Genomic DNA, 24,497 nt, shown 5'->3' on the forward strand with positions numbered 1-24,497 from the left:
ATAAACTATAAGGTTACCTTATAGTCAAGAGGAGAAGATGGCGTGTATAAAAAATATTTTACTACTGGAAAGTTTGCTAAGCTGTGCAATATAGATAAACATGTTCTATTTCACTATGATGATATAGGTTTGTTTAAACCTGAAGTCATAAATGAAAAAGGCTATCGCTACTACTCCTATGAGCAGTACTTTACCTTGTACGTTATACTAAATCTTAAAAATCTAGGAATGTCTTTAATGGATATAAAAAGCTATCTTGAACACCGCAATCCTGAGATGCTCTTATCCTTACTAGAGGAGAAAACCAAAGATATATCCGAGAAAATAAAGTGGCTTCAAGAAGTTCAAAGAAGCATAGAAAATTTGAAAGAGTTAACTACGGAAGGGATGCATAGCACCTATGATATACAGGTAGAAGTACTTCCAGAAGCCACCATCATCCCTTCACATAATATCGAAAATGAATCCAACAGTGATTTTGCCACCTTCATGCAGGAGTATATTAAATTTTGCAAAAGTCTAGGAGTGACTATTAACGAGTATGTTGGAACCATGATATCCGTAAATAATATTAGAAAAAACAACTTTTTAAATTTCTCTTATTTATATGTAAAGTCAGATAATCCTATAGAAGGGCAAACCATTACTAGAAAAAAAGGCCTATATTTATGTGGGTACTTTAAAGGTAAATACGAAGATTTTCATAAGCTTTATGAAAAAATGTTAGCTTATGCTGATGAAAATAATATTGCTTTAGGAGAGTACTCTTATGAAGAATATCTAATTTCAGATATAGCTGAGAAAAATCAGGATAACTATGTGTCGAAGCTTATGATTGAAATAGCTAACAATTCCTTTCTTGAAGATTGATAAAAAATAAAGTAGGCTTTGATAGACGGAACTTTTTCCTAAAATCAAAGCCTACTTTGCAGTGCAAAAACAATCTAAGACCTATAGTCTTTCATCCCCTTTTCGCCGTAAGCACTAAAAAGAGTGCAGCAGCAATAACAAACAACACATATAAAGAAGATAGAACAAGTGATATAATAGAAAGGGTTTTCTTTCTATTTTTCTTTGTCAAATCTATAATTGATAAAATAATTGCCCCTACTAAAGATACCATTATTATTGAAGGAGTCAAACTAACAAGTAAAGGAAATAAAATTCGATTTCTTGCAACGAATAAAGGAAAAACATATCCAATTGAAGTTAAACAAATAGAAACCTTCGAAATTTTTGAAACTAATAACTTATCTTTAGGATTTACGTTAGGAACATTCATAGCTTAATCTCCTTATACTAAAATTGATTGAAGTATTATTTATACGTACTTTACCAATACTATTTATTCTATTCATATTTTTTTACCACTTCTGTTTACTCCTTTAACTTCGTTAACAATTCTTCTTGAAATCTTATCTAATTTTAACTAATCTTTTTTGCGATGCTAACCAAATCAAATATATCTATAATTCCATCGCAGTTGTAATCATATTGAGCTTGCCAGTTAGAACTTGATTTATTTGATTCATAACTCTGCGCCACATTTGCTAAATCTATTAAATTGATTTCACTATCCTTATTTGTGTCATAATATTTGTTAAATATCTTATATGATATTATTTTCTCATTACCATAAACATCAACTGTCTTAACGTCAAGCTGCTGCTTATTTGTAGTATCTACATCTAATTTAAATGTACCATTATAATAATAATTAACCTTACTACTATCTACATACAAATCAGCTACTGGAACAACTGCTCCCGTTACACTTAACTTATTATCAAAAGCAGTTAATGTATTATCCCTTGTTGCTTCATATAATTTAAAAGGTATACTTATAGGATCACTCGATGCTACAATCGAACTAATAGAATTAATTCCGCCTAACATAAGAACAGTTCCATTATATAAAGTAGAATTTCCCCAATTAAACTGTCTTGCATATATTCCTCCAGTAACGGTTAGATTACCGTAGTTTTTAATAGCTCCCAAAACATAAATATTGCCATTAACTGTGACCTGCCCACTTATAGTGAGTACTGCTTGAGGTCCAACATATAAATCACCATTTATTGTATTACTTGTCCACGTTTCACTTTGAGTAACTGCTTTTTGTGGTAATGGATCTACATTGTTGTTTAAATCTTTTAATTGGAAATTACAGTTGCTAAAATCCTGGCTAGGATTTGAGATTGAAATATTAGAATTGTATATATTAATATAATTACCCGATCTGTCATCAATAGTAACATATTTTATTTTCCATATACCAGCTTCATCTGTATCGCTTAAACTTATACTATCTACATTTTTTCCTTCCTGAGGGCTATACATAGATATGTATCTTGTTTTCTTTGTTATTGGACTTTCATAACATAAATATATGCTTTTAAGTCCACTACCCCCATTATCAGTTGCATCCACAGTTACTTGTACACTCTCGCCTGGCATGACTGTTGCTTTATCTATACTTATACTCTTTAATACTGGTGGTGTTATATCCGCACTTGTTCCTTTTAATTCAAAATTGCAGTTACTAAAATCTTGATTAGGTTTTGAGATTGAAATATTAGAATTGTATATATTAATATAGTTATCCGATTGATCATCAATAGTGATATATTTTATTTTCCATATACCAGCTTCATCTGTATCACTTAAACTTATACTATCTACATTTTTTCCTTCCTGAGGGCTATACATAGATATGTATCTTGTTTTCTTTGTTATTGGACTTTCATAACATAAATATATGCTTTTAAGTCCACTACCCCCATTATCAGTTGCATCCACAGTTACTTGTACACTCTCGCCTGGCATGACTGTTGCTTTATCTATACTTATACTCTTTAATACTGGTGGTGTTATATCCGCACTTGTTCCTTTTAATTCAAAATTGCAGTTACTAAAATCTTGATTAGGTTTTGAGATTGAAATATTAGAATTGTATATATTAATATAGTTGCTCGACTGATCATCAATAGTAATATATTTTATTTTCCATATACCCGCCTCATCTTTATCACTTAAACTTATACTACTTACGTTTTTTCCTTCCTGAGGGCTATATATAGATATGTATCTTGTTTTCTTTGTTATTGGACTTTCATAACATAAATATATGCTCTTAAGTCCACTCCCCCCATTATCAGTTGCATCCACAGTTACTTGTACACTCTCGCCTGCTACTACTGAGGTTTTATCTATAATTATACTCTTTAATACGGGTGGTGTTATATCACTTACTGCTTTTACCACCGTCTTAGGTATAATTACATAACCTAAGATTATACAAAAACTGATTAAACCTGCTATTATTCTTTTAATGGTCAACTTTATCCCCATCCTTATTCATAAAATTTCACTTTTTTACACATTTTACACATTTATATTTTACTTGCTTCTTAAACATGTATCAATAAAAATATAACATCCAAAAAAATTTATAAAACTCTTCTCCAAATCACTATTCTAGAATTGAAAAAAAATCGCAGAAAGTGCTTACAATATCTGCAAAATAACAGAATATTGTAAGCACTTACTTAACTATGCTTTATTTATATTTCAATCACTTAATTAAAGTTATTCTATTCCCACTCAATAGTTGCTGGTGGTTTTGAAGTTATGTCATAAACAATTCTGTTTACTCCTTGAACTTCGTTAACTATTCTTCTTGATACCTTATCTAAAACTTCATATGGTATATGAGCCCAGTTTGAAGTCATTCCGTCTGAAGATGTGACTGCTCTAAGTGCTATAGTATGACAGTAAGTTCTTTCGTCTCCCATAACCCCTACACTTCTTATGTCAGGTAGAACGGCAAAGTATTGCCATATCTTGCCTTCAAGACCGTTTAGAGCGATTTCTTCTCTGTATATTGCATCAGCTTCTCTTACTATATGAAGCTTTTCTTCTGTTACTTCACCTAAAACTCTTATTGCAAGTCCTGGTCCTGGGAATGGCTGTCTCCATACTAAGTTATGAGGTATTCCAAGTTCTTCTCCAACAGCTCTAACTTCATCTTTAAATAATTCTCTTAATGGTTCGATAAGTTCAAAATCTATATCTTCTGGAAGGCCTCCAACATTGTGGTGACTCTTTATAACTGCTGAAGTTCCTGTACCACTTTCAACAACGTCTGGATATATAGTTCCTTGCACTAAGAACTTAGCATCACCGATCTTGTTTGCTTCTTCTTCGAATACTCTTATGAATTCTTCTCCGATGATCTTTCTCTTAGTTTCAGGATCTGCTTGACCTGCAAGCTTTGATAAAAATCTTTCTTGAGCATTAACTCTTATAAGGTTCATATCAAATTGTTCGCTGAAGATCTTTTCAACTTGATCGCCTTCATCTTTTCTAAGTAGGCCGTGATCAACAAAGATACAAGTTAATTGCTTACCAACTGCTTTATGTACCATAACCGCTGCAACTGATGAATCAACACCACCAGAAAGTGCACAGATAAGCTTCTTATCTCCAACTAATTCTTTTATTTCTTTTATCTTCTCTTCCGCAAAGGAAGCCATAGACCATGTTCTTGAAAGTCCACATATATCATAAAGGAAGTTTTCAAGCATTTTCTTACCAAATGGAGTGTGTTCTACTTCTGGGTGGAATTGAACTCCATAAAGCTTCTTTTCTTCATTTTCCATAGCAGCTATTGGGCAAACATCAGTATGACCAGTTATCTTAAAGCCCTTTGGAGCTTCAGCTATGTAGTCAGTATGACTCATCCAGCATGTTTCAGTACTTTCTATATCTTTAAACAGCTTTGAAGTACTATCTAAGTTTACATTTGTCTTTCCATATTCTCTAACTGGAGCTGTAGCAACCTTTCCTCCAAGAATATGAGCCATTAATTGATCTCCGTAGCATATTCCTAGAACAGGTATACCAAGATCGAATATTTCGCTATCGATTGATGGAGAATCTTCTCCATAAACACTATTAGGACCACCAGTGAATATTACAGCACTTGGGTTCTTTGCTTTTATTTTTTCAACTCCGTAAGTGAAAGGAATGATTTCACAATATACTCCGCATTCTCTTACTCTTCTAGCTATAAGCTGATTATACTGTCCACCAAAGTCAACTACTAATACAATTTCCTTATTCATTTGTACCCTCCATTTAGGTATAAAATTAGATATCAGTATTAAAAATACAATTATTGGTACTAATTATTTAAAGCAACTATAGATACCAAGCATTAGATAAACTAAGTCATTAATATGCTTGATATTAAAGCTTCCATCTAAAACACGGTATCTATATTGCATTTCAGTCTTTTAGTACGTACCAGTACGAATTATTTATATGATACACATAAATTCTTTCGTGCATCCACTACTCATTATATTAGAACATAAACTATATATCAAGTTATTTGTGATGTAGCACTTCATTTATAATCTATATTTTCAAAAGATCCTGTAAGAACCCAGAACAGTTTTGAAAATAGTTTTAAGAGTGAAGTGGTACAACTTTATTTATTGATTTACGCTATAGTTTGGAGCTTCCTTAGTGATGTTTATATCGTGTGGGTGACTTTCTCTAAGACCAGCTGAAGTTTGAACTACAAATCTTGCATTTTCAAATAAATCTTCTAAAGTCCTAGCACCAAGGTATCCCATACCAGATCTTATTCCACCAACTATTTGGAATACTGTTTCTGATAAATATCCCTTATATGCAACTCTTCCTTCTACTCCTTCTGGAACAAGCTTCTTGCTTCCTTCTTGGAAGTATCTGTCCTTGCTTCCTGCAGCCATAGCTGAAAGTGAGCCCATTCCTCTATAGACCTTGTAGTTTCTTCCTTGGTATATTTCCATTTCTCCTGGAGCTTCTTCACAACCAGCAAGAAGTGAACCCATCATAACACTACCAGCACCAGCAGCTAAAGCCTTAACTACATCTCCTGAGTACTTTATTCCACCATCAGCTATAACTGGAACTCCATACTTCCTTCCTTCTTCTGCACAGTCCATAACCGCTGTAAGTTGTGGTACACCAACACCTGCAACAACTCTTGTAGTGCAGATTGATCCAGGTCCTATACCTATCTTAACGCAATCAGCACCAGCTTCTATAAGATCTCTTGTAGCTTCTGCAGTAGCTACATTACCAGCTATGATTTGTAGTTCTGGGTAAAGGCCTTTTATCTTGCTTACTGCATCTATAACACCTTTTGAATGTCCATGTGCTGTATCTATTGTTATAACATCAACTTGAGCTTTAACTAAAGCTTCAACTCTTTCTACCATGTCTCCAGTAACCCCTACAGCTGCTCCGCATAAAAGTCTACCCTTTTCATCCTTTGCTGCATTTGGGAATACTCTTGCTTTTTCAATATCTTTTATAGTTATAAGACCCTTTAAGAAACCTTCACTATCAACTAAAGGAAGCTTTTCTATCTTATGTTTCTTAAGGATTTCCTTTGCTTCATCTATTGTAGTGTTTTCTGACGCAGTTATTAAGTTTTCCTTAGTCATAACTTCATCTATTGGTCTTTCAAAGTTTGTCTCAAATAATATATCTCTATTAGTTATTATTCCGATTAGTCTTCCATCTTCAGTTATTGGCACTCCAGAGATTCTGTATTGAGCCATAAGTTCATTAGCTTCTCTTATGGTATGATTTTTTGAAAGGAATATAGGATTTGTTATTACTCCATTTTCCTGTCTCTTAACTCTATCAACCTCTTTTGCTTGTTCCTCTATGGACATATTCTTATGAATAATACCTATGCCACCTTCTCTTGCCATTGCAATAGCCATCTTTGCTTCAGTTACAGTATCCATACCTGCACTTATTAGCGGTATATTAAGTTTTATCTTTCTTGTAAGTTGTGATTTTGTTTCAACCTGATTAGGTAGTATTTCTGATTTGTGCGGTACAAGAAGTACGTCATCAAAGGTATATCCAGTTTTCCATATTGTAGCCATTACTGATCCTCCTAATTTAAATAATAAATTTCATTTATGTATTTTGTTGCAAGTTAACTTGCATATCATGCACTAAATTTGAGTAACTATATAAATATAAACAAAAAAAAGCCTATTAACTCAAAGTGAAGTTAATACGCTATAAAAAACTATAGAATACCAATTTCACTCATAGTCGGGAATTTACGGTTTCCGGTAGAGACTCCTTGCCTTATCCAAGGGATATACGAGTAATTTAGTTCGTTTTTATTAAATTTATTTAATTATAGATTATGAAGCTGGGCTTGTCAATTATTATCGATAGAAATGTTTTTGGAAAATTTGATTGATGTTTTTATTGCATTTATAGATATATGTGATGTTTTTATTGCATTATTATGTAAATGTTTAACTTGGTTTAGTTTTCATATTATTGATTTATGAATATACACTTACCATACATCTCCCGTTATAAATTCTATCCATTATAAATCCACAGCTAACTGATTTATGCTCAACTTATAAATTAAAATAAGTTTAATTAGCATTAAAAATTATACATAAAAAATAGCACCTCAATTTGAGGTGCTACTTTTTAAAATAAATCTTGCAAGTCTTGACATGTAATTGTAATCGGCCTGCTTGTACCATTTAATGTAACATTATTAGTGTACGAATCATTATTACCTAACTTTACATTATACTGTATTAGATAATTACTATCTATATTACTATTTGCAAACTGAATCGTAAACTTATTTTCATTTCCATTAAACCTAGTTATATTGAAATTCGTTAGCTCTGTAAGCGTATCATTAGCCTCTTTCCTATACAACTTAAATTTATCAGTAGTCACATTTGCTATATTATCATCTAAATCAATCGTAACCAATGGATTTAAGTCTTTAGTAGTAAAACTAATTCCAAAAGTTGCACCAGAATTTTTAGTCAGTTCAACATTTCCTGTACTTAAATTACCATTAGTATATAAACCATGAGAAATCGTAGCAGTTGGACTTACTGAAAAGTCTATACTTTGATTGTTATGAGCGTAGTCAAATGTCTTCGTAATACTTTTTGTAGTAACACTATAACCATTAGGACAAGTAACCAAATCAAATCTATACACTCCTGTCGTTATACCACTTATAAATTTACTTCCATTAAAATCAACAGTATTAACAAGAACATTGTCTTTGTTATATACTTCAACTTTGGCAGTCCCTAGGGCTATGCTATTAATTCCTGTATAAATATTTATTGTAGCTTTACCTTCATTTACTGGAATATTAAGAGTATAATCACTTGTCTGAGGAGTTGAAATGTCTTTAACATTATAGCTTAACTTCCCATTTATTGCTATCTGTCCACTTTTATTCAACTTAAACTTGAATTCTTTAGATTGCTGTTTATTGTTTGCATCAGGTGAAAATATTACATTGTTATACTGAAGATAATTTCCTCCACTAGTAACCTGTACTTGGTCTTGATCATACTTTCCGGTTATATCATACTTTATATTTGATATCGTTGTATTTATGTCTTGACTTGATTTATTTGCTGTAGCAGTAACAGCAACAGTTGCTTCATCTCCAACTAAATATCCCGTAGGGTCATAGGATGCCGACAATGATATTGTAGGATCATCAATGATATAAACTGTTCTTGTTTCGGGAATAGGAGATGCGCCCTGAGGATCCGATACTTCAACTACTACAGTAAGGGTATTAACTCCTGGCTTAATATACTGTTCTTTTGTAAAGCTAATTGGAATGCTTTCACCTTGTTTTTTATTTGCTCCATCTGTTGAGCAAAGTACAGTATTTCCACTCTTCACAGTAACTTTATAGTTTATTGGATCATTATCTCTATCTCTCGGAATGAATGAAAATGATAAATTTTCTTGATTCCTTGATAATTTCACCCCTTCTTCAGATAAGTTACTCACTTCTATTGTTGGTGCATGGTTTGCCCCTCTTTCAGCTTTAACCATGGTATTTACAAAAAGCTTCTTTTCATCATCCGCATAGCCGCTCTTATGTCCAGTACCTGAATAAGTTATATTACCCTTCGAATAGGTATAATAATAATTTCTAGCATCATACTGATTATATCCATTTCCATTAGGTTTAAGTGTATACCATGGAACAATATCCGGATCTTCAAGATTTAATTGATACCATTGATAGTGCGTAGGCGCAACCCCAATATCCCCTAAGGTAAATGGGTATTGGTTAACAAGCCCATCATTTATCTTATAAACACTACTAGATTCCACAGTATATGATCCTGCTGTAGCAGAAGTATCATATTGTTTTAAGATTCCTTGTGTTAATCCAAGAGACACTTTTCCTGCATTGGCATCAGTACTGTTAAGTGAATCATGAGGAATTGTTCTATTTTCATAAGTACCAGTACTAATATTAAAGTTCTGATAAATATCTAACTGGCTAGTATTGTCAGGATCAATAAATCTAGATTGTCCAATTATATCCTTAAAGGCATGGGTTATGTTTTTAGAATTCTTATCAGTTACATCAACAGTTTTAAAATATCTATAAGTCAATGTATCATGTGTAAACATAACACTTTGTCCTGTTTTTATAAACGACTTTATTTTTCCTATACTTTCTGCTGGTAAATCATCATTTCCATAACTATCTGCAAAACCAAGTATAAGCATATCATAATTACCATTTAAGTCATGAGTAGTTAAATAAGTATTAAAATCTGTAGTGGAAATTGATTTAATAGTCAATGTGTAGTCCCTTAGATTTTTAATTAACCCTTGTATTCCAGAGTCTGTTGACAAGTTTAAATTATTATTACTTTTTGGGTAAACTTGTAGTACTCTAACAATTGGCTTTTTATTTGAGGGTGCTTGATAGTCTAGCACACCAGTTTTATAAACCTTCACATTATTAGAGTTTACTATCTCTAACTTCCAGGTCAATCTTCCTACAAATTGATCGTCTAAAGTATACTGAATATTTCCATTGTTATATTCACCATTACTTGTACTAATGTTAGTTATAGATTTTACTAGTTCCTTGTCTTTAAACAATCCATCACCATTTAGATCTAGATAAAGATTAGCTTTCATTCCACTTTCATTATTATCTGTATTTAGACTGAATGTAAGGTTTATGAGTCTATCACTATTAGTCTCAGCTGGTATACTATTTAAGGTTAATATTGGTCTTTTCTTCATAGTTGTATCTTTATACTTAGTTACTATACTATCTAGTGTTATTGAGGTTTGACTTACATTTTTAATAAGATTATTTGTACTCAAGCTATTAAAATTTGAATATAACTTAGAGTTATTAGTTGCACTTTGAGTAAATATCTCTTTAGCTATATATACTAACTGCCCTGAATTTATGTTCTGCATTATTTCGTTAGCTCTCTTATTAGTAATATCATTTTCACTATAATATTCCACATAAGTTTTATTATCCCCAGTATTCCCTACTCTAGCAACGCCTGTCCACTTTGTGTCATTCAACATTCCCAGCACATTATTTCCTCTATTATCTTTTAACCCATTGTATACTTCTCTACCATAAGGTAAGTATCTTGTTTTCGTGCCTGAAAATGGCGATGAGTACGCAGCAGAACTTGTGGTATCATTATTTCCTATTACAATAACATCATACTTTCCATTAATCTGCTCTACGCTAGATATATATTCAGCCATTGTCATATGTCTTACTGTAACACTCATGTTCTGAATTTTAGTGGATATTGTCTCAGTACCAGAAGTTGCTGTACTTCGACTAGTAAGACTAAATTTGTCCCCCGGCTCAATTTCAAGTATTGATATTGATGTCCTACTAATACTTGCTTTAGTAATAAATCTAGTAGTTAGAAATATACCTGAAATAATAAAAATAATTGCAAAAACTAATGCTGTCTTTTTAATAATACCTTTTTTCACAAAATCACCACCTTATAACCTTAATAAATGTAAGATTTTACGACTTTATATTTCTCTTCATAACATATAGAAACTTTTACTTAACTAACTATGATTTCTAAAATTTATAGTTGTGCGTACTGTATAAGTATAAGTTCGTCCAGAATAATTCTTAGCCAAACTTATTGATATATTAATACCTCTGCATGTACTGTGACCATCCACAAGTGGAACAGCATTATCGATAGAATTTACTGTTATTGATTGGATATCTTGTCCTACCTGTGTTCGAGTGGTTGTTCCATCTTGATTCACTACGGTTTCAGTTAGCACATGGTTTCTAAGCTCATAATTAATATTACCATTTTGCTGTAGAGTTTGAAATGTAATACTAAAAATATTACATGTAGTCAATCCTACAACAGGAGTACCATTATCTGAAATGATCCCTACTATGGATCTAGCTTCCATAATCTTTTTAGATATCTTTGATAGCGAATCTTCTCCACTCTTTTGGAGATCTAAATTTATCTGAGTTTCATTTATAGTTCTAGTATTGGTTAGAAAAAAAGAATATACTACCCCTAGCACCAACACAGTAATACCTAAAGCCAATATTAACTCTAATACAGTAAATCCTTTTCGCTTACTTTTCATCTCCAACCCCTCAGTTATCTATTGATTCTCCAGTAATCGCTTCTTATACAAGAACTGTAATCTATGTTCTCAGTCGCCTCTCCTGCTCTAGTGATTCCAGTGATTCCAGTTATTTGTGAGTTAATTGTTTTACCGCTGTTAAATAGCGCTTGTAAATTATACGTACTAATTAATTTCTGAACTAGTTTTCCATCATAATCTATTTGAACATGAGAACCTTGTAAAAAACTAATATTCTTTGTTGTTATAATTGTACCAGTAAAATTTAAATTTTTATTATCAAAAACAACATCACAGTTTGTTATTATTATACCTCTTTTATTATTTATATTAATTACTTTGCTATATTGATTTAATGAATTAATTGAAGTGGGATCACCTAGCAATATAGGTCTAGTTACTCCAGAGTGAATATACTCTTCTTCGATTATACCATTAACATCATCTGAATGCTCTGCATTGTCTGGAAAATTAGTTAAATTACTAACAGTTTTATCAACTATCATAGCATTGTACTTTTGCAAAAGTGGATCATTTGCTTGATCAGTACCTATTATATCGCTATTATTAAAACTCCCCATTTCATATGCTTGATTGGCATATTCTTTTCTTTTATTAATTAACTTAGCAGTCTTATCGACACTTTCAGGAACAGGAGCTCTAGCTTGTCCATCACTTATATATGCTCCAGATATATAAAGTTTATCCACACCGCCTTGTAAATGGATTGAGCCTTGATTTTGCTGTATCTCTGTTCGATTGGCTGTTAATAAAAAATAATCTTTTTTGTGAGCCATAAGCATATCAGCACCATTTCTTCTACTTACCAATTGCAATGGGGCTAGGTATTGAAACTGATAATCATCAGGAGTATTCGTGATTGGAGAAGTATACGCTAAATAATTGCCCTTAACTGCAATAGATTCACCGGTTTGATAATTTTCATTATTTTCTCCCACTCTTATATATGCAGAACCCAAGATATATGCATCATTATTAATTGTTATACTACTAGTTCCCAGTGCTCTGTTTACTATTATACTACTAGATGATTTTGATTTTCTCGATACATCAACACTATCATCAGTTAGATCGTTAACTGCATAGAGGTTATTTATACCTACAGTAGTGTTATCAGCATTGAAAGTAAAATCGTTATAAACTACCATATCTGTGTTAACATTCAGTGTATTATTAGAAATATAGCTATCGGTCCTCTTTATTTTACCTAAATTAACATTGTTCGCGTAGAGATTACCGCCGTTAACATTAACATTACTATTCTGCTTCACATTAAAAGTACTAGGGGTGACTACATTACCATTGAAATTCACTTCAACTCGATTCAATGTTGTCATCTCTGTTGACCCAGTAATTTCTGTAGGATCTATATTTATATTTATCCCTCCATCATATTTTGTATATACGATTCCATTATCATTATTCCGTTGTTCCTCACCTTTTACAAACACATCCCCATTTACTGTAAGATTTCCTTTAACATACATATTACCATCAGCTACAATAGATTTTTGGAGCAATGGATTGTTAACAACGTTATGGTTAGTTAAATCCGGTGCACTAATATTATATCTCGCTTCAATTTCTCTTCTTACTCCATCAGTAGAGGTAAATACTGATGCTAAAGTAACAGGCAAAACTGCTGTTGTACCATTGATCTGAGCTGAAATCTCAGTGGCAGTTAATGGAGTGTAGTTAAGACTTACAACAGCAGTACTGTTAAGTTCAAAATTAGATCTCACCACACTATTAGTACCATCAAGTAATAAATAATTGTAATTACGAGTTCCATCAGGATTTGTGATAACGCAGTATGATAAATTGACATTCAAAAACTCAAAGTATGATTTATCAAATACTGCTTTAAGTTTAGTGTTAATATCAGCTAAATTGATGGTTCCATCTTCATTTACATAATGTAATGTGTTTGCAGGAGTGTTATCCCCATTCTCATCTTTCTTCCAAAGCAAATAGTTAATATTATTGGTATTCTGTTGGTCCCTAACAGCATCATTTATATAGTCATAGTAATTGGAATTATTAGGTGGATGTGCTTTTAGATCTTCAATTTGATTATTTATGTTATTATTGGCTTTTATAACATCCGAATTAGCCTTTTTTATAGCCGTATTTACAGCCACTTGTATTATTTTCTTTGCCGCATCTATACCTGATTCTGAACCATAAAGATTCTCTATCTTTTTACTTTCTACTTTTCTAAGCTTATAACTAGATAGAGATAATGATAATATTGCAGTTCCAACAGTGAACAATATTGCAAAAACTGCAACAACGGTTACTAATGTAGATCCTTTTTTTTTCATAACCATGCATCATCTCCCCCTATTCTCCAAGATTTTTATATTGCTCTAGATGTGCTATTTGCTGCCCATCTGAGTTGTAAACGGTCATATCTAGCCTAACTGAATTTTCTACTGCTACATACTTTCTATTATCTTCATAACTTGTAAAGGTATTTACTCTGCCTAAACTATTAATTATCGTGTATCTAGCTTGGGTTGTTTCAGGCTTATTGATATAAAGATTAAAGTCACTATCTGTATTGTTTTCCACCTTAATTTTAAGTATACTATCCTCAGTATAATGTCCATCTATATCTATAACTATATTATTGTTTTGCAGAAAATCCGCTTGAGGAAAATCCCATAAAGCCCTATTATCCCCCTCAGTATAGATGTAATACTGCCCTTCTGAAAAGTTAATTTGCAGTGAAATCTGTTCTTCATTAATTGTATACTCATTTCCATTGGCATGCATTTGCTCGATACTGTTAACAGTAATTATATTGTTAAACACAGAACCTCCATTAACATTGGCAGAGTCATGATTGACTGCAGTAATTCTCACACCTACTCTATACTTATAATTATGAGCATCAGCAACATTACCGTTAGAATCATAATATATGACCCCTTCACTTGGTGCAGCTACTGCAACAAATGAAGGAAATTTAGTACTTAACTGATTAAATAGATTAGCTGTATCTGTAGCATTAATAGGTTTTATGGTTTCTAGTACCTTTTGCACTAAATAAGTCCCTTGCTGCTTCTCTTTTCCTTCCACACTGTTTTTTACAGCAGATAAGCCAAGATATCCTATTGGAGCTATTATTATTCCTAATATAGCTATGCTTACTAAAACTTCTATTAAGGTAAGGCCTTTTTTCTTATTTCTAATCTTCATAAGCCTTCTCCTTTACTTAATGTTATTTACACTCACTGTTTTTCCTTGAGAAGATACACTGACTCTTGGCCTTACTGCATCATCTCCTCTTATATCAACATATACATTCTTATCAGTATTATTTATTACCTTTAGATTAACACCTGAAGTATCTTTTGAATCTAATCTAATATTAGATAAGATATCTAATACAATATCATCAGATAATGGAGTAAATTTCACTCCCAGAGATGAATAATCCTTCGGATAACTTTGTTTACTTGTCTTATATTTATAATAATATTTTCCATCTTTTTGAGTCAGAGTTATTTCAACATTTTCGTTTGAAGCATTATCTGCATACACGCTAGTTTCAAGCTTGTTGTCACTTCCATACCTTAAACTTACAGTTGCTAAATCTGACTTTATAGGTCTTGAGGAAAGTAAAAAGTCATATTTTGCATTTTTACTATTATTATTTTCTACTATTCCTGATGAGTCAAAAGGATTTTTCTTGCCATAATCATTATTTATCGTCCACTTAAAATATTCTTCATCTGCTTTTCCTATTTTAGGTACACTATAGTAGTTTAGGTTTAGCGATCCACTTACTTGTTGATTTCCACTATAGGACATAGTAACATTGGATAAGACTATCTTCTTAGGATTTTGTTCAATATTGCTGATTAAACTTCTTAGATTATCATAGCTTCCTCTGTAGTTAAGGGTAATTTTCATCTGATTAACATTCAACGCATTAGCTTGTTGAGGTTGAGAATTAGCCTGACTATTGCTATTTGCCGTAGTCCCAGAGTCATTTGCTTTAGTACTGCTTTTTTCTCCATTGTATTGATCCACATAAGTTTTCAGTGAATTTTCAGTCTTTTTATCTTTAACCTTATTTCCATCGCTTATAGCTTTCGTATCTTCATTACCAAAGGATAAATTACCTTTTACATTTGACTTTTTCATCAAATCATCTATCTCAACTATTAACTTTTCTTGTATTATTGATGGATATAAACCGCTTGACTTGTCATATATCTTAGAATTTAAGATCTTTAAATCAGATTTTTTACCGTCTAATTGATTTACTGTATCCATAAGCACATCATATTGGGCTTTTAACTGCTGTTTTTCAGTATTTAACTTATTTAATTTATCCAACTGTTTTATATAAATAAATTGATAATATAAAACAACTACCAATACAGTAGCTAATACCCCTAATAAAGCTTTCTCCCTGCTACTTATTTTCATTGATTTCCACATCCTTTAGTGTGCATTTTAAATCAAATTTATAATTACTATCAGCTTCATCTCCAGTTATACTATTAACTTGGACCACTTCAAAAATATCCAACCCTTTAAGATTGTGTTGTAATTCTCCAATAGCTTGTCTATTTTTGGATTGACCATTAAAACTAATGTTACTTTCATCTAAAGAAATGTTATTAAAGCTCACTTCTTTAGGAACCGCTAAATTTATTTTATCTAATATATCAGAAGAAACAACATTTTTCTTAGCTATATCATTGTTTATGCTGTCAATAGCAACATCATATTTGCTTAGTATTTGACTTTTTTTATTTATATCATTTGCCTCAGTTATCTTTGCCTGAAGTTTTGGAGAATTTATATCAGCCTTATACTTTTCTATTTGCTTGTTCGTTATATATATATTTACGCTGTTCCATATAAGAGTTCCCAATATAAAAATCAAGACAACTGCAGATATTGTATAAATATATATCTTTTTATTTACTACTTGTTTTTGCTTCCCTTGATAAGGGGCGAAAAAATTAAAATCATTCATCCTCATATCCCCCTTATAGTCTTATTATAGAACCAATTGCATTTAGGTACTGTTCTATAGTCTCAGTTGCTATTTTTAAATTTAGATTTACATTGGCCATAGTTCTAACCTTTGAAGTAGGTATAGAAAATCTATCATATATATATCTTTCCATTCCTTTTATATTAGAGCTTCCTCCATAAAGAAATATCTTATCGATACTATTTCCAACTTTTTTGTTTCTGTAGAATTGAATTATTCTTTCAAGTTCCATGCTCCATTCATCTACTACATCTCTTATTATTCTGTTAGAAGTATCTTCATTATCACTTAAAATCAATAAATCACCTTTGTTTTTCTTTATATCTTCAGCAACTTCTAAAGATACTCCCATTGCTCTGCTAAGTGCTCCATCTATGTTTGCTCCACCAGACTTTATAAGTCTAGTAAATTCAAACTTACCATTCTTGTATATACTAACACTTAATGTGCTAGCTCCCATATCAATAAAAGCTATGGTTTCTTCTGTACTATAAGCTTCATCATTTACTTTATTGCTGTAGTTTACAAGTTTGTTTAAGGAGTTGTAAGATATATCTAGCGCTAAAGGCTTTAAGTTTGAGTTAGTTAAAAGCTTATAATACTTCATAGCTAACTTTTCTGGATATGTAATTACTAAAGCTTTAAACTTAAGCTTTGATTCTACTTGAAATCTATCAAGTATACTTTGCTGTATCACATAGTCATCCATGTTTATAGGAAGATATTGCTGTATTTCATATTTAACCACAGTACTAAGTTCATCCTCTTGTACTGCAGGTATAACAACTTCTCTATTTATTATACTAGTAGAGTTATTTGTACAGATGGCATCTTTTATATTGATTTTATTATTATTAAGAAGCTGCTCTAAAAAAACAGTCATAACTTCTTGATTTAATATATTTCCATCTCCTACCGCATCTACAGGAGTTTTAGCAGTAATAAGTCTTTCTATCTCTAATTGACCTTTATAGTACTTTCCAACTACAACTTTAGTAGTATCACTTCCAAAATCAAAAGAAACTACTTTTCTATTAAGTTCTTTCTTTTTAACTGGTTTCTTTTCAATAGGCTTATTTTTTATTTTATTTTTAAGATCACTTATATCTACACTCATTAAGTCTTTTACTTTACTGAAATCCATTTACTTGAACCTCCGATTTTCTGTTTTAGTTTTATTCGTCGTATCTATATTTTTATAAAATATGTTTCTCATTGAGTTCAATTTAACTTTAGTTTATATATACTTAAAACTATATTAATACTAAGTTTTAGGCATATGTAAGCTAAGTTATGGGTGGATATAGTTTAAAGTGTAAAGTTATATGGATAACTTTACACTTTATTGTAAATGCTATAATTTCATATTACTAGTTAGCGTATACAGAGTTTGCAGTAGGTGTAGGTAATATTTGTATTGTGCCATTTGCAGTTATAACAGACACAGTTACATTTCCGTCATGATCAAAAGTAGCAGAAAAATCCCCAGTTGAAGCTTTAGGAACTGGTCTAGATTGTAAAAACCTTCTTACTGCTGCAGTAGGAATATCATCATCATTAGGAGTATTGTCTAAAGTTACAGTTGTTGTGCCACCAACTACAGGTACAGTTAATGTATTATCTGCTATTAATGAAGAAATTGACGATTGAATTGTCTTCGCATCAGATCTATCTGCATTAACATTAGCAGTTGCTCTTACTGCTCCAAATCTAGGAATAGCAAGTGCAGCTAATATTCCTATTATAGCTACAACTATAATAAGTTCGATTAAAGTAAACCCTTTCTTTTTCTTTTTTAGTCTTGAAGTTAATGTGTTTGTCATTAATAATTCCTCCTTGAATTGTTTTTATATTTAGTCACTACATATGTTCATACATAGTAAACATTGGTAACATTATTGATATAACTATAAATCCAACTACCAATCCCATAATTAATATAAGCAATGGCTCAATCAATGCAGTGGTTGTCTGTATAGTTGTCTCTACTTCATCATCATAAAAATCGGCAGTTTTATTTAATATGTCATCTAAAGATCCAGACTCTTCACCTATTTTTATCATAGATGCAAGCATTGGTGGAAAGATCTTACTTTCTTCAATGGGCTTAGATAGCCCCTCACCTTTAATAAGTTCTTCTCTTATTTCTAACAGCTTATCTTGAGCTAGCTTATTTCCAACTACCTCTGATACGGTTTCTAAGGCTTGCACCAAACTTACTCCACTAGATAGCATTGTTGATAAAGTTCTAGTAAACCTAGATACAATTATCTTTTGGTTAAGTCCTTTTAGGATAGGAAATGTTAGTTTAAACTTACTTATAAATAGCTGTCCACTATCACTTTTAAAATAATATCTTAAACCTAGTACTATCAATATTATGATTAAAAGTATCACTAAGCCATGTTTACTCAATGCTCCACTTATGCCTAATAAAATTTTTGTTGGCATAGGAAGTTCTACACCACTTTGTGTAAACATATCTATAAAAGTAGGTAATACAAAGGTTAAAAGTATGGTTACAACTCCTACTGCCATTACACTTAATACAGCAGGATAAACCATTGCACCTTTTATTTTATTATTTATCTTATTTTCTTTCTCAAAATGAGTAGACATCCTAAGCATTACATTATCTAGATTACCACTCATCTCTCCAGTCTCCACCATACTTATAAGTAAATCTGGAAATACTTTTCCTTGGAGCTTCATTGACTCAGATAGAGTTTCACCCTTTTTAACATTATCCTCTACCTTTGAAAGCACTTCTCTAAGCTTTTTATTAGGAAGTTGTCTTGCAAGGATATTAAGTGAGCTATTTATGGATACCCCCGCATCTAGCATGGTATAAAATTGTCTACAAAAGATAGCAATATCTTTTGTTGTAACCCTATCAAAGATACTTAAATTAATTGTTGTACCTTGCTGAATTTCCTCTACTAGAAGGGGGTAATAATTATTCGCGCTTATCATATCCATAACTTCATCTCTAGAATCTGCAGCGTAGGTACCTTGCAGTCTATCGCCATTTTCATTCATTGCTTTATATTTAAAATTAGGCATGTGCTTTTAAACACCTCTTTTCTTAAAGAAATTATTACTCTCTTAAGAAAGCAATTGAAGCCATCTCTTCTACAGTTGTTACACCTTCTAAAACAAGCTCCTTGCATGCCGTACCAAGAGTTTTCATCCCATTTTTTATTGATAGGTCCATTAGCTGATTGGAATCTCTAGTATTTAGAATCATATCTCTGTGCTCTCTAGTTACTTCCATTATTTCATACACACCAACTCTTCCTGCGTATCCAGTATTATTGCAGTAGCCACAGCCTGAACCCCTATAAATAGTAATTGGTTCATTATGCTTTTCTCCTAAGATTGCCTTTTCATAAGCTGAAGCTTCATGAGCTTGTCTACAATTAGGGCATATCTTTTTTACTAGTCTTTGAGCAACTATACCGGCTAAAGATGTTGATACCAAATACGGTTGGATACCCATATCTACTAATCTTAATACTGAAGAAGGAGCATCATTAGTATGTAATGTACTTAATACTAAGTGACCAGTTATTGCGGCTCTTATAGCTATTTCCGCTGTTTCACTATCTCTTATCTCACCAATCATTACAACGTCAGGGTCTTGTCTTAATATAGATCTAAGACCGTTTGCAAAGGTAAGTCCAGCTTTGGTGTTCACGTTAACTTGATTTACACCCTTTAAGGTATATTCAACTGGATCTTCAACGGTTACTATGTTAACATCTCCAGTATTTAGTTCATTAAGCACTGTATAAAGAGTAGTTGACTTTCCGCTTCCTGTTGGGCCTGTAACAAGAACAATTCCATGTGGAGATTTTATTATTCTATCTAAAACTTCCAAATCATCATTCTTCATTCCAAGTCTTTCTTTTCCTATTTGATAGCTTTCTCTATCCAGAATTCTTATAACAACCTTTTCACCTGCTACTACAGGTAATATTGAAACTCTCAGATCAACATCCTTATGACCTACCTTGGTAATAATTCTTCCGTCTTGAGGGATTCTTTTTTCCGCTATATTAAGTCCTGCAAGTATCTTTATTCTAGTAACAAGTGCCGCCTGGCTCTCAGGCTCTAAAGAATTTGTGGTCTGAAGCTGGCCATCTATTCTATATCTTATTCTTATCTCATCTTCAAAAGGTTCTATATGTATATCTGACGCTCTCATCTCTATGGCATTCTTAAATAGATATTCAACCATTTTTACAACTGGTGCATTTTTTATATCATCAAACTGTTCTTCTTCTTGAACTTGAATGGTTTTTGCTTCTAGCTTCCCCTTAGAAAGCTCCTCAGCAGCTTTAGTCACCTTCTGACTTGAATATTCCATTTCTATATGCTTTTTAATTTCTTCTCTTGTACATATATAAGTTTCAACTTCAAATCCAGATGAAATCGAAACGTCATCGATAGCAAATATATTAAGTGGATCCCACATTGCTACCAGTATTCTATTTTCATTAAAACCAAAAGGTATTAGTTCATGCTTATCGCAAACGCTTTCTGGTACTACCTTAAGAGCTCTTTTGTCAAAGGTTGTAATGTTAAGGTTTATTCTTTTTATTCCTGTTTGCTTTTCTAAAACTTCCATGATATCTTCTGAAGTTACCATTTTTAGTTCTATAAGCATCTCACCTAACTTTTTACCTGTTATCCTTTGTTTCTTAAGAGCTTCCTGAAGTTGAGGCATAGATATCTTACCAGACTCCACAAGCATGTCACCCAGTCTTCTCTTAATTACTCCCTCCATTAATATCTCCTTCCAACCAAATAGGTTGAATAAATTATAATATTACTTCATATAATAATAAGTATACAAACTGAAGTTTAATAAAGCAACCCAAAAATTCTGCCATGATTTGGTAACTATAGTCATAATTTCTTGGTTACTTTTTATATGAATTAAACTTACTATTAAACATAATCTTAAATTGTCTTAGCTTATCTTAAAACCCGACTTTTAAAGTTTATATTTAGTGTTTTTTACATAACATCTCATATTTTTCGACAAAAGTATAAATATATTAAACCTAAACTTGAAAATTAAATTTAAAATTTCCCACCCAATATCTTCATATATTTATATATTAAGATAAATTTTTATTATTTTATCTCCATATAACATAGCTATCATTGTACCAATAGCTAAAAACGGACCAAACGCAATAGGATCTTTTCTTCCTTTCTTCTTCAATAATATAAGCATCACACCTATAATTGCTCCTATAATGAATGCAAAAAATATTGTAATCAGCGTATTACTCCAACCCAAATATACACCACATATAGCTGCTATCTCAATATCACCTGTGCCCATAGCCCCTGTGATTAAAACTATAAGTCCAATAACCCCAATTCCCACTACTAGTCCAATTAAGTACGTCATTATATCACCATGTAAGTAGAACTTATCTATCAATATAAATAACACTCCAATAAAAAGACATGGATATGTAGTAACTGCGTATACATCTTGTGTATTAAAATCAATAAATGCTATTACTATCAAAAAAACAGCCAATATTAGAAATTTTATAAGTTCCATTGATAATCCATATTGGTTATATATTAGTAAGAATATTATTGCAGTGAATAATTCAAGAGCGGGATATTTAATAGATATCTTACTACCACAGTGCCTGCACTTTCCTCCTAAAAACAAATAACTTATTACAGGTATCAAATCATAAGGTTTAATTTGAGTCTTACAATCTGTACAGTGCGATGGTGGAAAAGAGATAGATTCTCCTCTTGGTATTCTATAAATACATACATTTAAAAAGCTTCCTATAACTAGTCCTAAAATAAAAACTAAAATTCCAATCTCCATGTACTACTCCTAAACTTTCTAAAATTAAATTCAAATTTCATATATTGAAATCAATTTGAATCCATATCAATTATTATCTTTTCAATCCATATATTGCAAGTAAATTTTACATTAAATCTACTAGTTTAATTATAATATTCTTTTATATCTGTTAATTCCTCTTGATTATATCCTATTTCGCCAATTATAATCATTCAGTTAACACACTTAAGTATTTTCTGTAACTTTACATTGTATTATTTGTAGATCCACCTTTCCAAATGTACCTGAGAAAAATCAAAAAGTCGTATAGGTTTTATTTTAGAGCTATATTTAAAATTATTATTGATATAGGAATTTTATATAATAGATTAACTATGCCAATCATACTAACTTAATGATTTTGTACTTTCATCTACATTAAAAAAAGCTAGAATGCAGAAGCATTCTAGCTATAAGTTCTTAATCTTAGTACATTCCTTCCATTCCCATGCCTGGATTTGGCATTGCAGGAGTCTTTTCTGGAATGTCAGCTACAGCTGATTCAGTTGTTAAGAAAGTTGATGCAACTGATGCGGCATTTTGAAGAGCTGATCTTGTAACCTTAGTTGGATCAACAATTCCTGCTTTTATCATGTTATTGTACTCGCCAAGTAATGCATCGTAGCCTACTCCAACTTCACTGTGCTTAACTTTTTCTATTATAACTGAAGCTTCAACTCCAGCGTTAGTAGCTATTTGTCTCATTGGTTCTTCTAATGCTCTAACTATTATATCTATACCAACTTGAGTATCAGCAACTTCTGATGTTAATTTAGCTACTTGTGTTATAACATTTACGTAAGCTGTTCCACCACCAGGTACTATTCCTTCTTCTACAGCTGCTTTTGTAGCTGCTAAAGCATCTTCAAGTCTTAATTTCTTTTCTTTTAATTCTGTTTCAGTAGCTGCTCCAACTTTTATAACAGCAACTCCACCAGCAAGTTTAGCTAATCTTTCTTGAAGTTTTTCTTTATCAAACTCAGAAGTAGTTTCTTCTAATTGAGCTTTTATTTGTGCTACTCTGCTAGTGATTGCTTCCTTGTCTCCTCTACCACCAACTATAGTAGTGTTTTCTTTAGTTACCTTTATAACTTCAGCTTGACCTAACATATCAAGAGTAGCTTCTTTTAAGTCTCTTCCAAGTTCTTCTGATATAACTATACCACCAGTAAGAACTGCTATATCTTCAAGCATTTCTTTTCTTCTATCACCAAAACCAGGTGCCTTTACAGCAACACAGTTAAATGTTCCTCTTACTTTATTAACTATAAGAGTAGCCATTGCTTCTGTTTCTATATCTTCAGCAATTATAAGAAGCTTCTTACCTGTTTGAACTATTTGTTCAAGTACTGGAAGAATCTCTTGAATATTGCTTATCTTCTTATCAGTTATAAGTATTAAAGCATTATCTAAAACAGCTTCCATCTTTTCTGTATCTGTAACCATGTAATGTGATACATATCCTCTATCGAATTGCATACCTTCAACAACATCAAGTTCTGTACCCATTGATCTTGATTCTTCAACAGTTATAACGCCTTCGTTGCCTACTCTTTCCATAGCATCAGCAATAAGCTTACCTATCTCTTCATCGCCTGCTGATATAGCAGCAACTCTAGCTATGTCTTCTTTACCTTCAACTGGTTTTGATATATTTTTGATTTCTTCTACAGCTGTCTCAACTGCCGTTCTTATACCAGTTCTAAGAAGTATAGGGTTAGCACCAGCAGTTACATTCTTTAAACCTTCTCTAATTATTGCTTGAGCAAGTAATGTAGCAGTTGTTGTACCATCTCCAGCTACATCATTTGTCTTTGTTGCAACTTCTTTTACTAATTGAGCACCCATGTTTTCAAATGGATCTTCTAATTCTATTTCTCTTGCAATTGATACACCGTCATTTGTTATAAGTGGTGCACCAAACTTCTTGTCTAAAACAACATTTCTTCCCTTAGGTCCTAATGTTACCTTTACAGTATCAGCAAGCTTATCTACACCAGCTTGCATAGCTCTTCTTGCTTCTTCACCAAACTTTATTTGCTTAGCCATTAAAATCTA

General features: G+C 31.9%; 17 protein-coding genes and 1 riboswitch. Of the genes, 1 reads left to right on the forward strand and 16 read right to left on the reverse strand.

The features are described 5' to 3' along the window. The first annotated feature begins 42 nt into the window (after nt 1–42). A complete protein-coding gene (locus JHL18_RS26450; protein WP_200267723.1) occupies nt 43–870 on the forward strand; it encodes a MerR family transcriptional regulator in 828 nt (275 codons plus the stop codon). A gap of 91 nt (nt 871–961) precedes the next feature. Here the strand turns inward: JHL18_RS26450 and JHL18_RS07565 are convergent, their stop codons facing one another. The 16 genes from JHL18_RS07565 to groL form a co-directional block, all read right to left on the reverse strand. After that, nucleotides 962–1,282: a hypothetical protein gene (locus JHL18_RS07565; RefSeq protein WP_200267725.1), complete on the reverse strand. Its 321-nt coding sequence runs from the start codon at nt 1,280–1,282 to the stop codon at nt 962–964. Nucleotides 1,283–1,425: 143 nt separating this feature from the next. Continuing rightward, on the reverse strand, nt 1,426–3,339 hold the full coding sequence (locus JHL18_RS07570) for a dockerin type I domain-containing protein (RefSeq protein WP_207752985.1): 1,914 nt from the start codon (nt 3,337–3,339) through the stop codon (nt 1,426–1,428). A gap of 254 nt (nt 3,340–3,593) precedes the next feature. Next, a complete protein-coding gene (guaA, locus tag JHL18_RS07575; protein WP_200267729.1) occupies nt 3,594–5,126 on the reverse strand; it encodes a glutamine-hydrolyzing GMP synthase in 1,533 nt (510 codons plus the stop codon). Between the two features lie 372 nt (nt 5,127–5,498). Further along, nucleotides 5,499–6,953 (reverse strand): IMP dehydrogenase, encoded by a 1,455-nt coding sequence (guaB, locus tag JHL18_RS07580; protein WP_200267731.1) that lies wholly within the window; start codon nt 6,951–6,953, stop codon nt 5,499–5,501. Nucleotides 6,954–7,105: 152 nt separating this feature from the next. Next, nucleotides 7,106–7,203: riboswitch (purine riboswitch) on the reverse strand. Nucleotides 7,204–7,527: 324 nt separating this feature from the next. Further along, nucleotides 7,528–10,872 (reverse strand): DUF5057 domain-containing protein, encoded by a 3,345-nt coding sequence (locus JHL18_RS07585; RefSeq protein WP_200267733.1) that lies wholly within the window; start codon nt 10,870–10,872, stop codon nt 7,528–7,530. Nucleotides 10,873–10,956: 84 nt separating this feature from the next. Further along, entirely contained in the window at nt 10,957–11,508 is a 552-nt protein-coding gene (locus tag JHL18_RS07590) for a PulJ/GspJ family protein (protein ID WP_200267735.1), read from the reverse strand. 14 nt (nt 11,509–11,522) lie between these two features. Further along, nucleotides 11,523–13,859: a hypothetical protein gene (locus JHL18_RS07595; RefSeq protein WP_200267737.1), complete on the reverse strand. Its 2,337-nt coding sequence runs from the start codon at nt 13,857–13,859 to the stop codon at nt 11,523–11,525. A gap of 13 nt (nt 13,860–13,872) precedes the next feature. Beyond that, nucleotides 13,873–14,733 carry a prepilin-type N-terminal cleavage/methylation domain-containing protein gene (locus JHL18_RS07600; RefSeq protein ID WP_200267739.1) on the reverse strand — a complete coding sequence of 287 codons (861 nt, stop codon included), beginning with the start codon at nt 14,731–14,733 and terminating at the stop codon, nt 13,873–13,875. A gap of 12 nt (nt 14,734–14,745) precedes the next feature. Beyond that, nucleotides 14,746–15,972, reverse strand: a complete 1,227-nt coding sequence (locus JHL18_RS07605) for a hypothetical protein (protein ID WP_200267741.1) — start codon at nt 15,970–15,972, stop codon at nt 14,746–14,748. Continuing rightward, entirely contained in the window at nt 15,959–16,528 is a 570-nt protein-coding gene (locus JHL18_RS07610) for a PilN domain-containing protein (RefSeq protein WP_200267743.1), read from the reverse strand. Before JHL18_RS07610 ends, JHL18_RS07605 begins: the two co-directional genes overlap by 14 nt. 13 nt (nt 16,529–16,541) lie before the next feature. After that, a complete protein-coding gene (pilM, locus tag JHL18_RS07615) occupies nt 16,542–17,693 on the reverse strand; it encodes a type IV pilus assembly protein PilM (RefSeq protein WP_200267745.1) in 1,152 nt (383 codons plus the stop codon). A gap of 226 nt (nt 17,694–17,919) precedes the next feature. After that, on the reverse strand, nt 17,920–18,372 hold the full coding sequence (locus JHL18_RS26215; RefSeq protein ID WP_200267747.1) for a type II secretion system protein: 453 nt from the start codon (nt 18,370–18,372) through the stop codon (nt 17,920–17,922). Nucleotides 18,373–18,409: 37 nt separating this feature from the next. Then, on the reverse strand, nt 18,410–19,612 hold the full coding sequence (locus JHL18_RS07625; RefSeq protein WP_200267749.1) for a type II secretion system F family protein: 1,203 nt from the start codon (nt 19,610–19,612) through the stop codon (nt 18,410–18,412). A 34-nt stretch (nt 19,613–19,646) separates the two neighbouring features. Continuing rightward, nucleotides 19,647–21,338, reverse strand: a complete 1,692-nt coding sequence (locus JHL18_RS07630; RefSeq protein WP_200267751.1) for a GspE/PulE family protein — start codon at nt 21,336–21,338, stop codon at nt 19,647–19,649. A 330-nt stretch (nt 21,339–21,668) separates the two neighbouring features. Continuing rightward, on the reverse strand, nt 21,669–22,412 hold the full coding sequence (locus tag JHL18_RS07635) for a prepilin peptidase (RefSeq protein ID WP_420839212.1): 744 nt from the start codon (nt 22,410–22,412) through the stop codon (nt 21,669–21,671). Nucleotides 22,413–22,865: 453 nt separating this feature from the next. Then, a complete protein-coding gene (gene groL / locus JHL18_RS07640) occupies nt 22,866–24,488 on the reverse strand; it encodes a chaperonin GroEL (RefSeq protein WP_200267756.1) in 1,623 nt (540 codons plus the stop codon). Between the last annotated feature and the right edge of the window lie 9 nt (nt 24,489–24,497).

Origin of the sequence: Clostridium yunnanense (genome assembly GCF_016595795.1) — a bacterium.
GTDB classification, from domain to species: domain Bacteria; phylum Bacillota; class Clostridia; order Clostridiales; family Clostridiaceae; genus Clostridium_AR; species Clostridium_AR yunnanense.

Coding starts and splice junctions, on each gene's coding strand:
- groL (WP_200267756.1), bottom strand. CDS start 24,488: ATGGCTAAGCAAATAAAGTTTGGTGAAGAAGCAAGAAGAGCTATGCAA.
- JHL18_RS26215 (WP_200267747.1), bottom strand. CDS start 18,372: ATGACAAACACATTAACTTCAAGACTAAAAAAGAAAAAGAAAGGGTTT.
- JHL18_RS07610 (WP_200267743.1), bottom strand. CDS start 16,528: ATGAATGATTTTAATTTTTTCGCCCCTTATCAAGGGAAGCAAAAACAA.
- JHL18_RS07590 (WP_200267735.1), bottom strand. CDS start 11,508: ATGAAAAGTAAGCGAAAAGGATTTACTGTATTAGAGTTAATATTGGCT.
- pilM (WP_200267745.1), bottom strand. CDS start 17,693: ATGGATTTCAGTAAAGTAAAAGACTTAATGAGTGTAGATATAAGTGAT.
- JHL18_RS07595 (WP_200267737.1), bottom strand. CDS start 13,859: ATGGTTATGAAAAAAAAAGGATCTACATTAGTAACCGTTGTTGCAGTT.
- JHL18_RS07600 (WP_200267739.1), bottom strand. CDS start 14,733: ATGAAGATTAGAAATAAGAAAAAAGGCCTTACCTTAATAGAAGTTTTA.
- JHL18_RS07630 (WP_200267751.1), bottom strand. CDS start 21,338: ATGGAGGGAGTAATTAAGAGAAGACTGGGTGACATGCTTGTGGAGTCT.
- JHL18_RS07625 (WP_200267749.1), bottom strand. CDS start 19,612: ATGCCTAATTTTAAATATAAAGCAATGAATGAAAATGGCGATAGACTG.
- JHL18_RS07605 (WP_200267741.1), bottom strand. CDS start 15,972: ATGAAAATAAGTAGCAGGGAGAAAGCTTTATTAGGGGTATTAGCTACT.
- JHL18_RS07565 (WP_200267725.1), bottom strand. CDS start 1,282: ATGAATGTTCCTAACGTAAATCCTAAAGATAAGTTATTAGTTTCAAAA.
- guaB (WP_200267731.1), bottom strand. CDS start 6,953: ATGGCTACAATATGGAAAACTGGATATACCTTTGATGACGTACTTCTT.
- guaA (WP_200267729.1), bottom strand. CDS start 5,126: ATGAATAAGGAAATTGTATTAGTAGTTGACTTTGGTGGACAGTATAAT.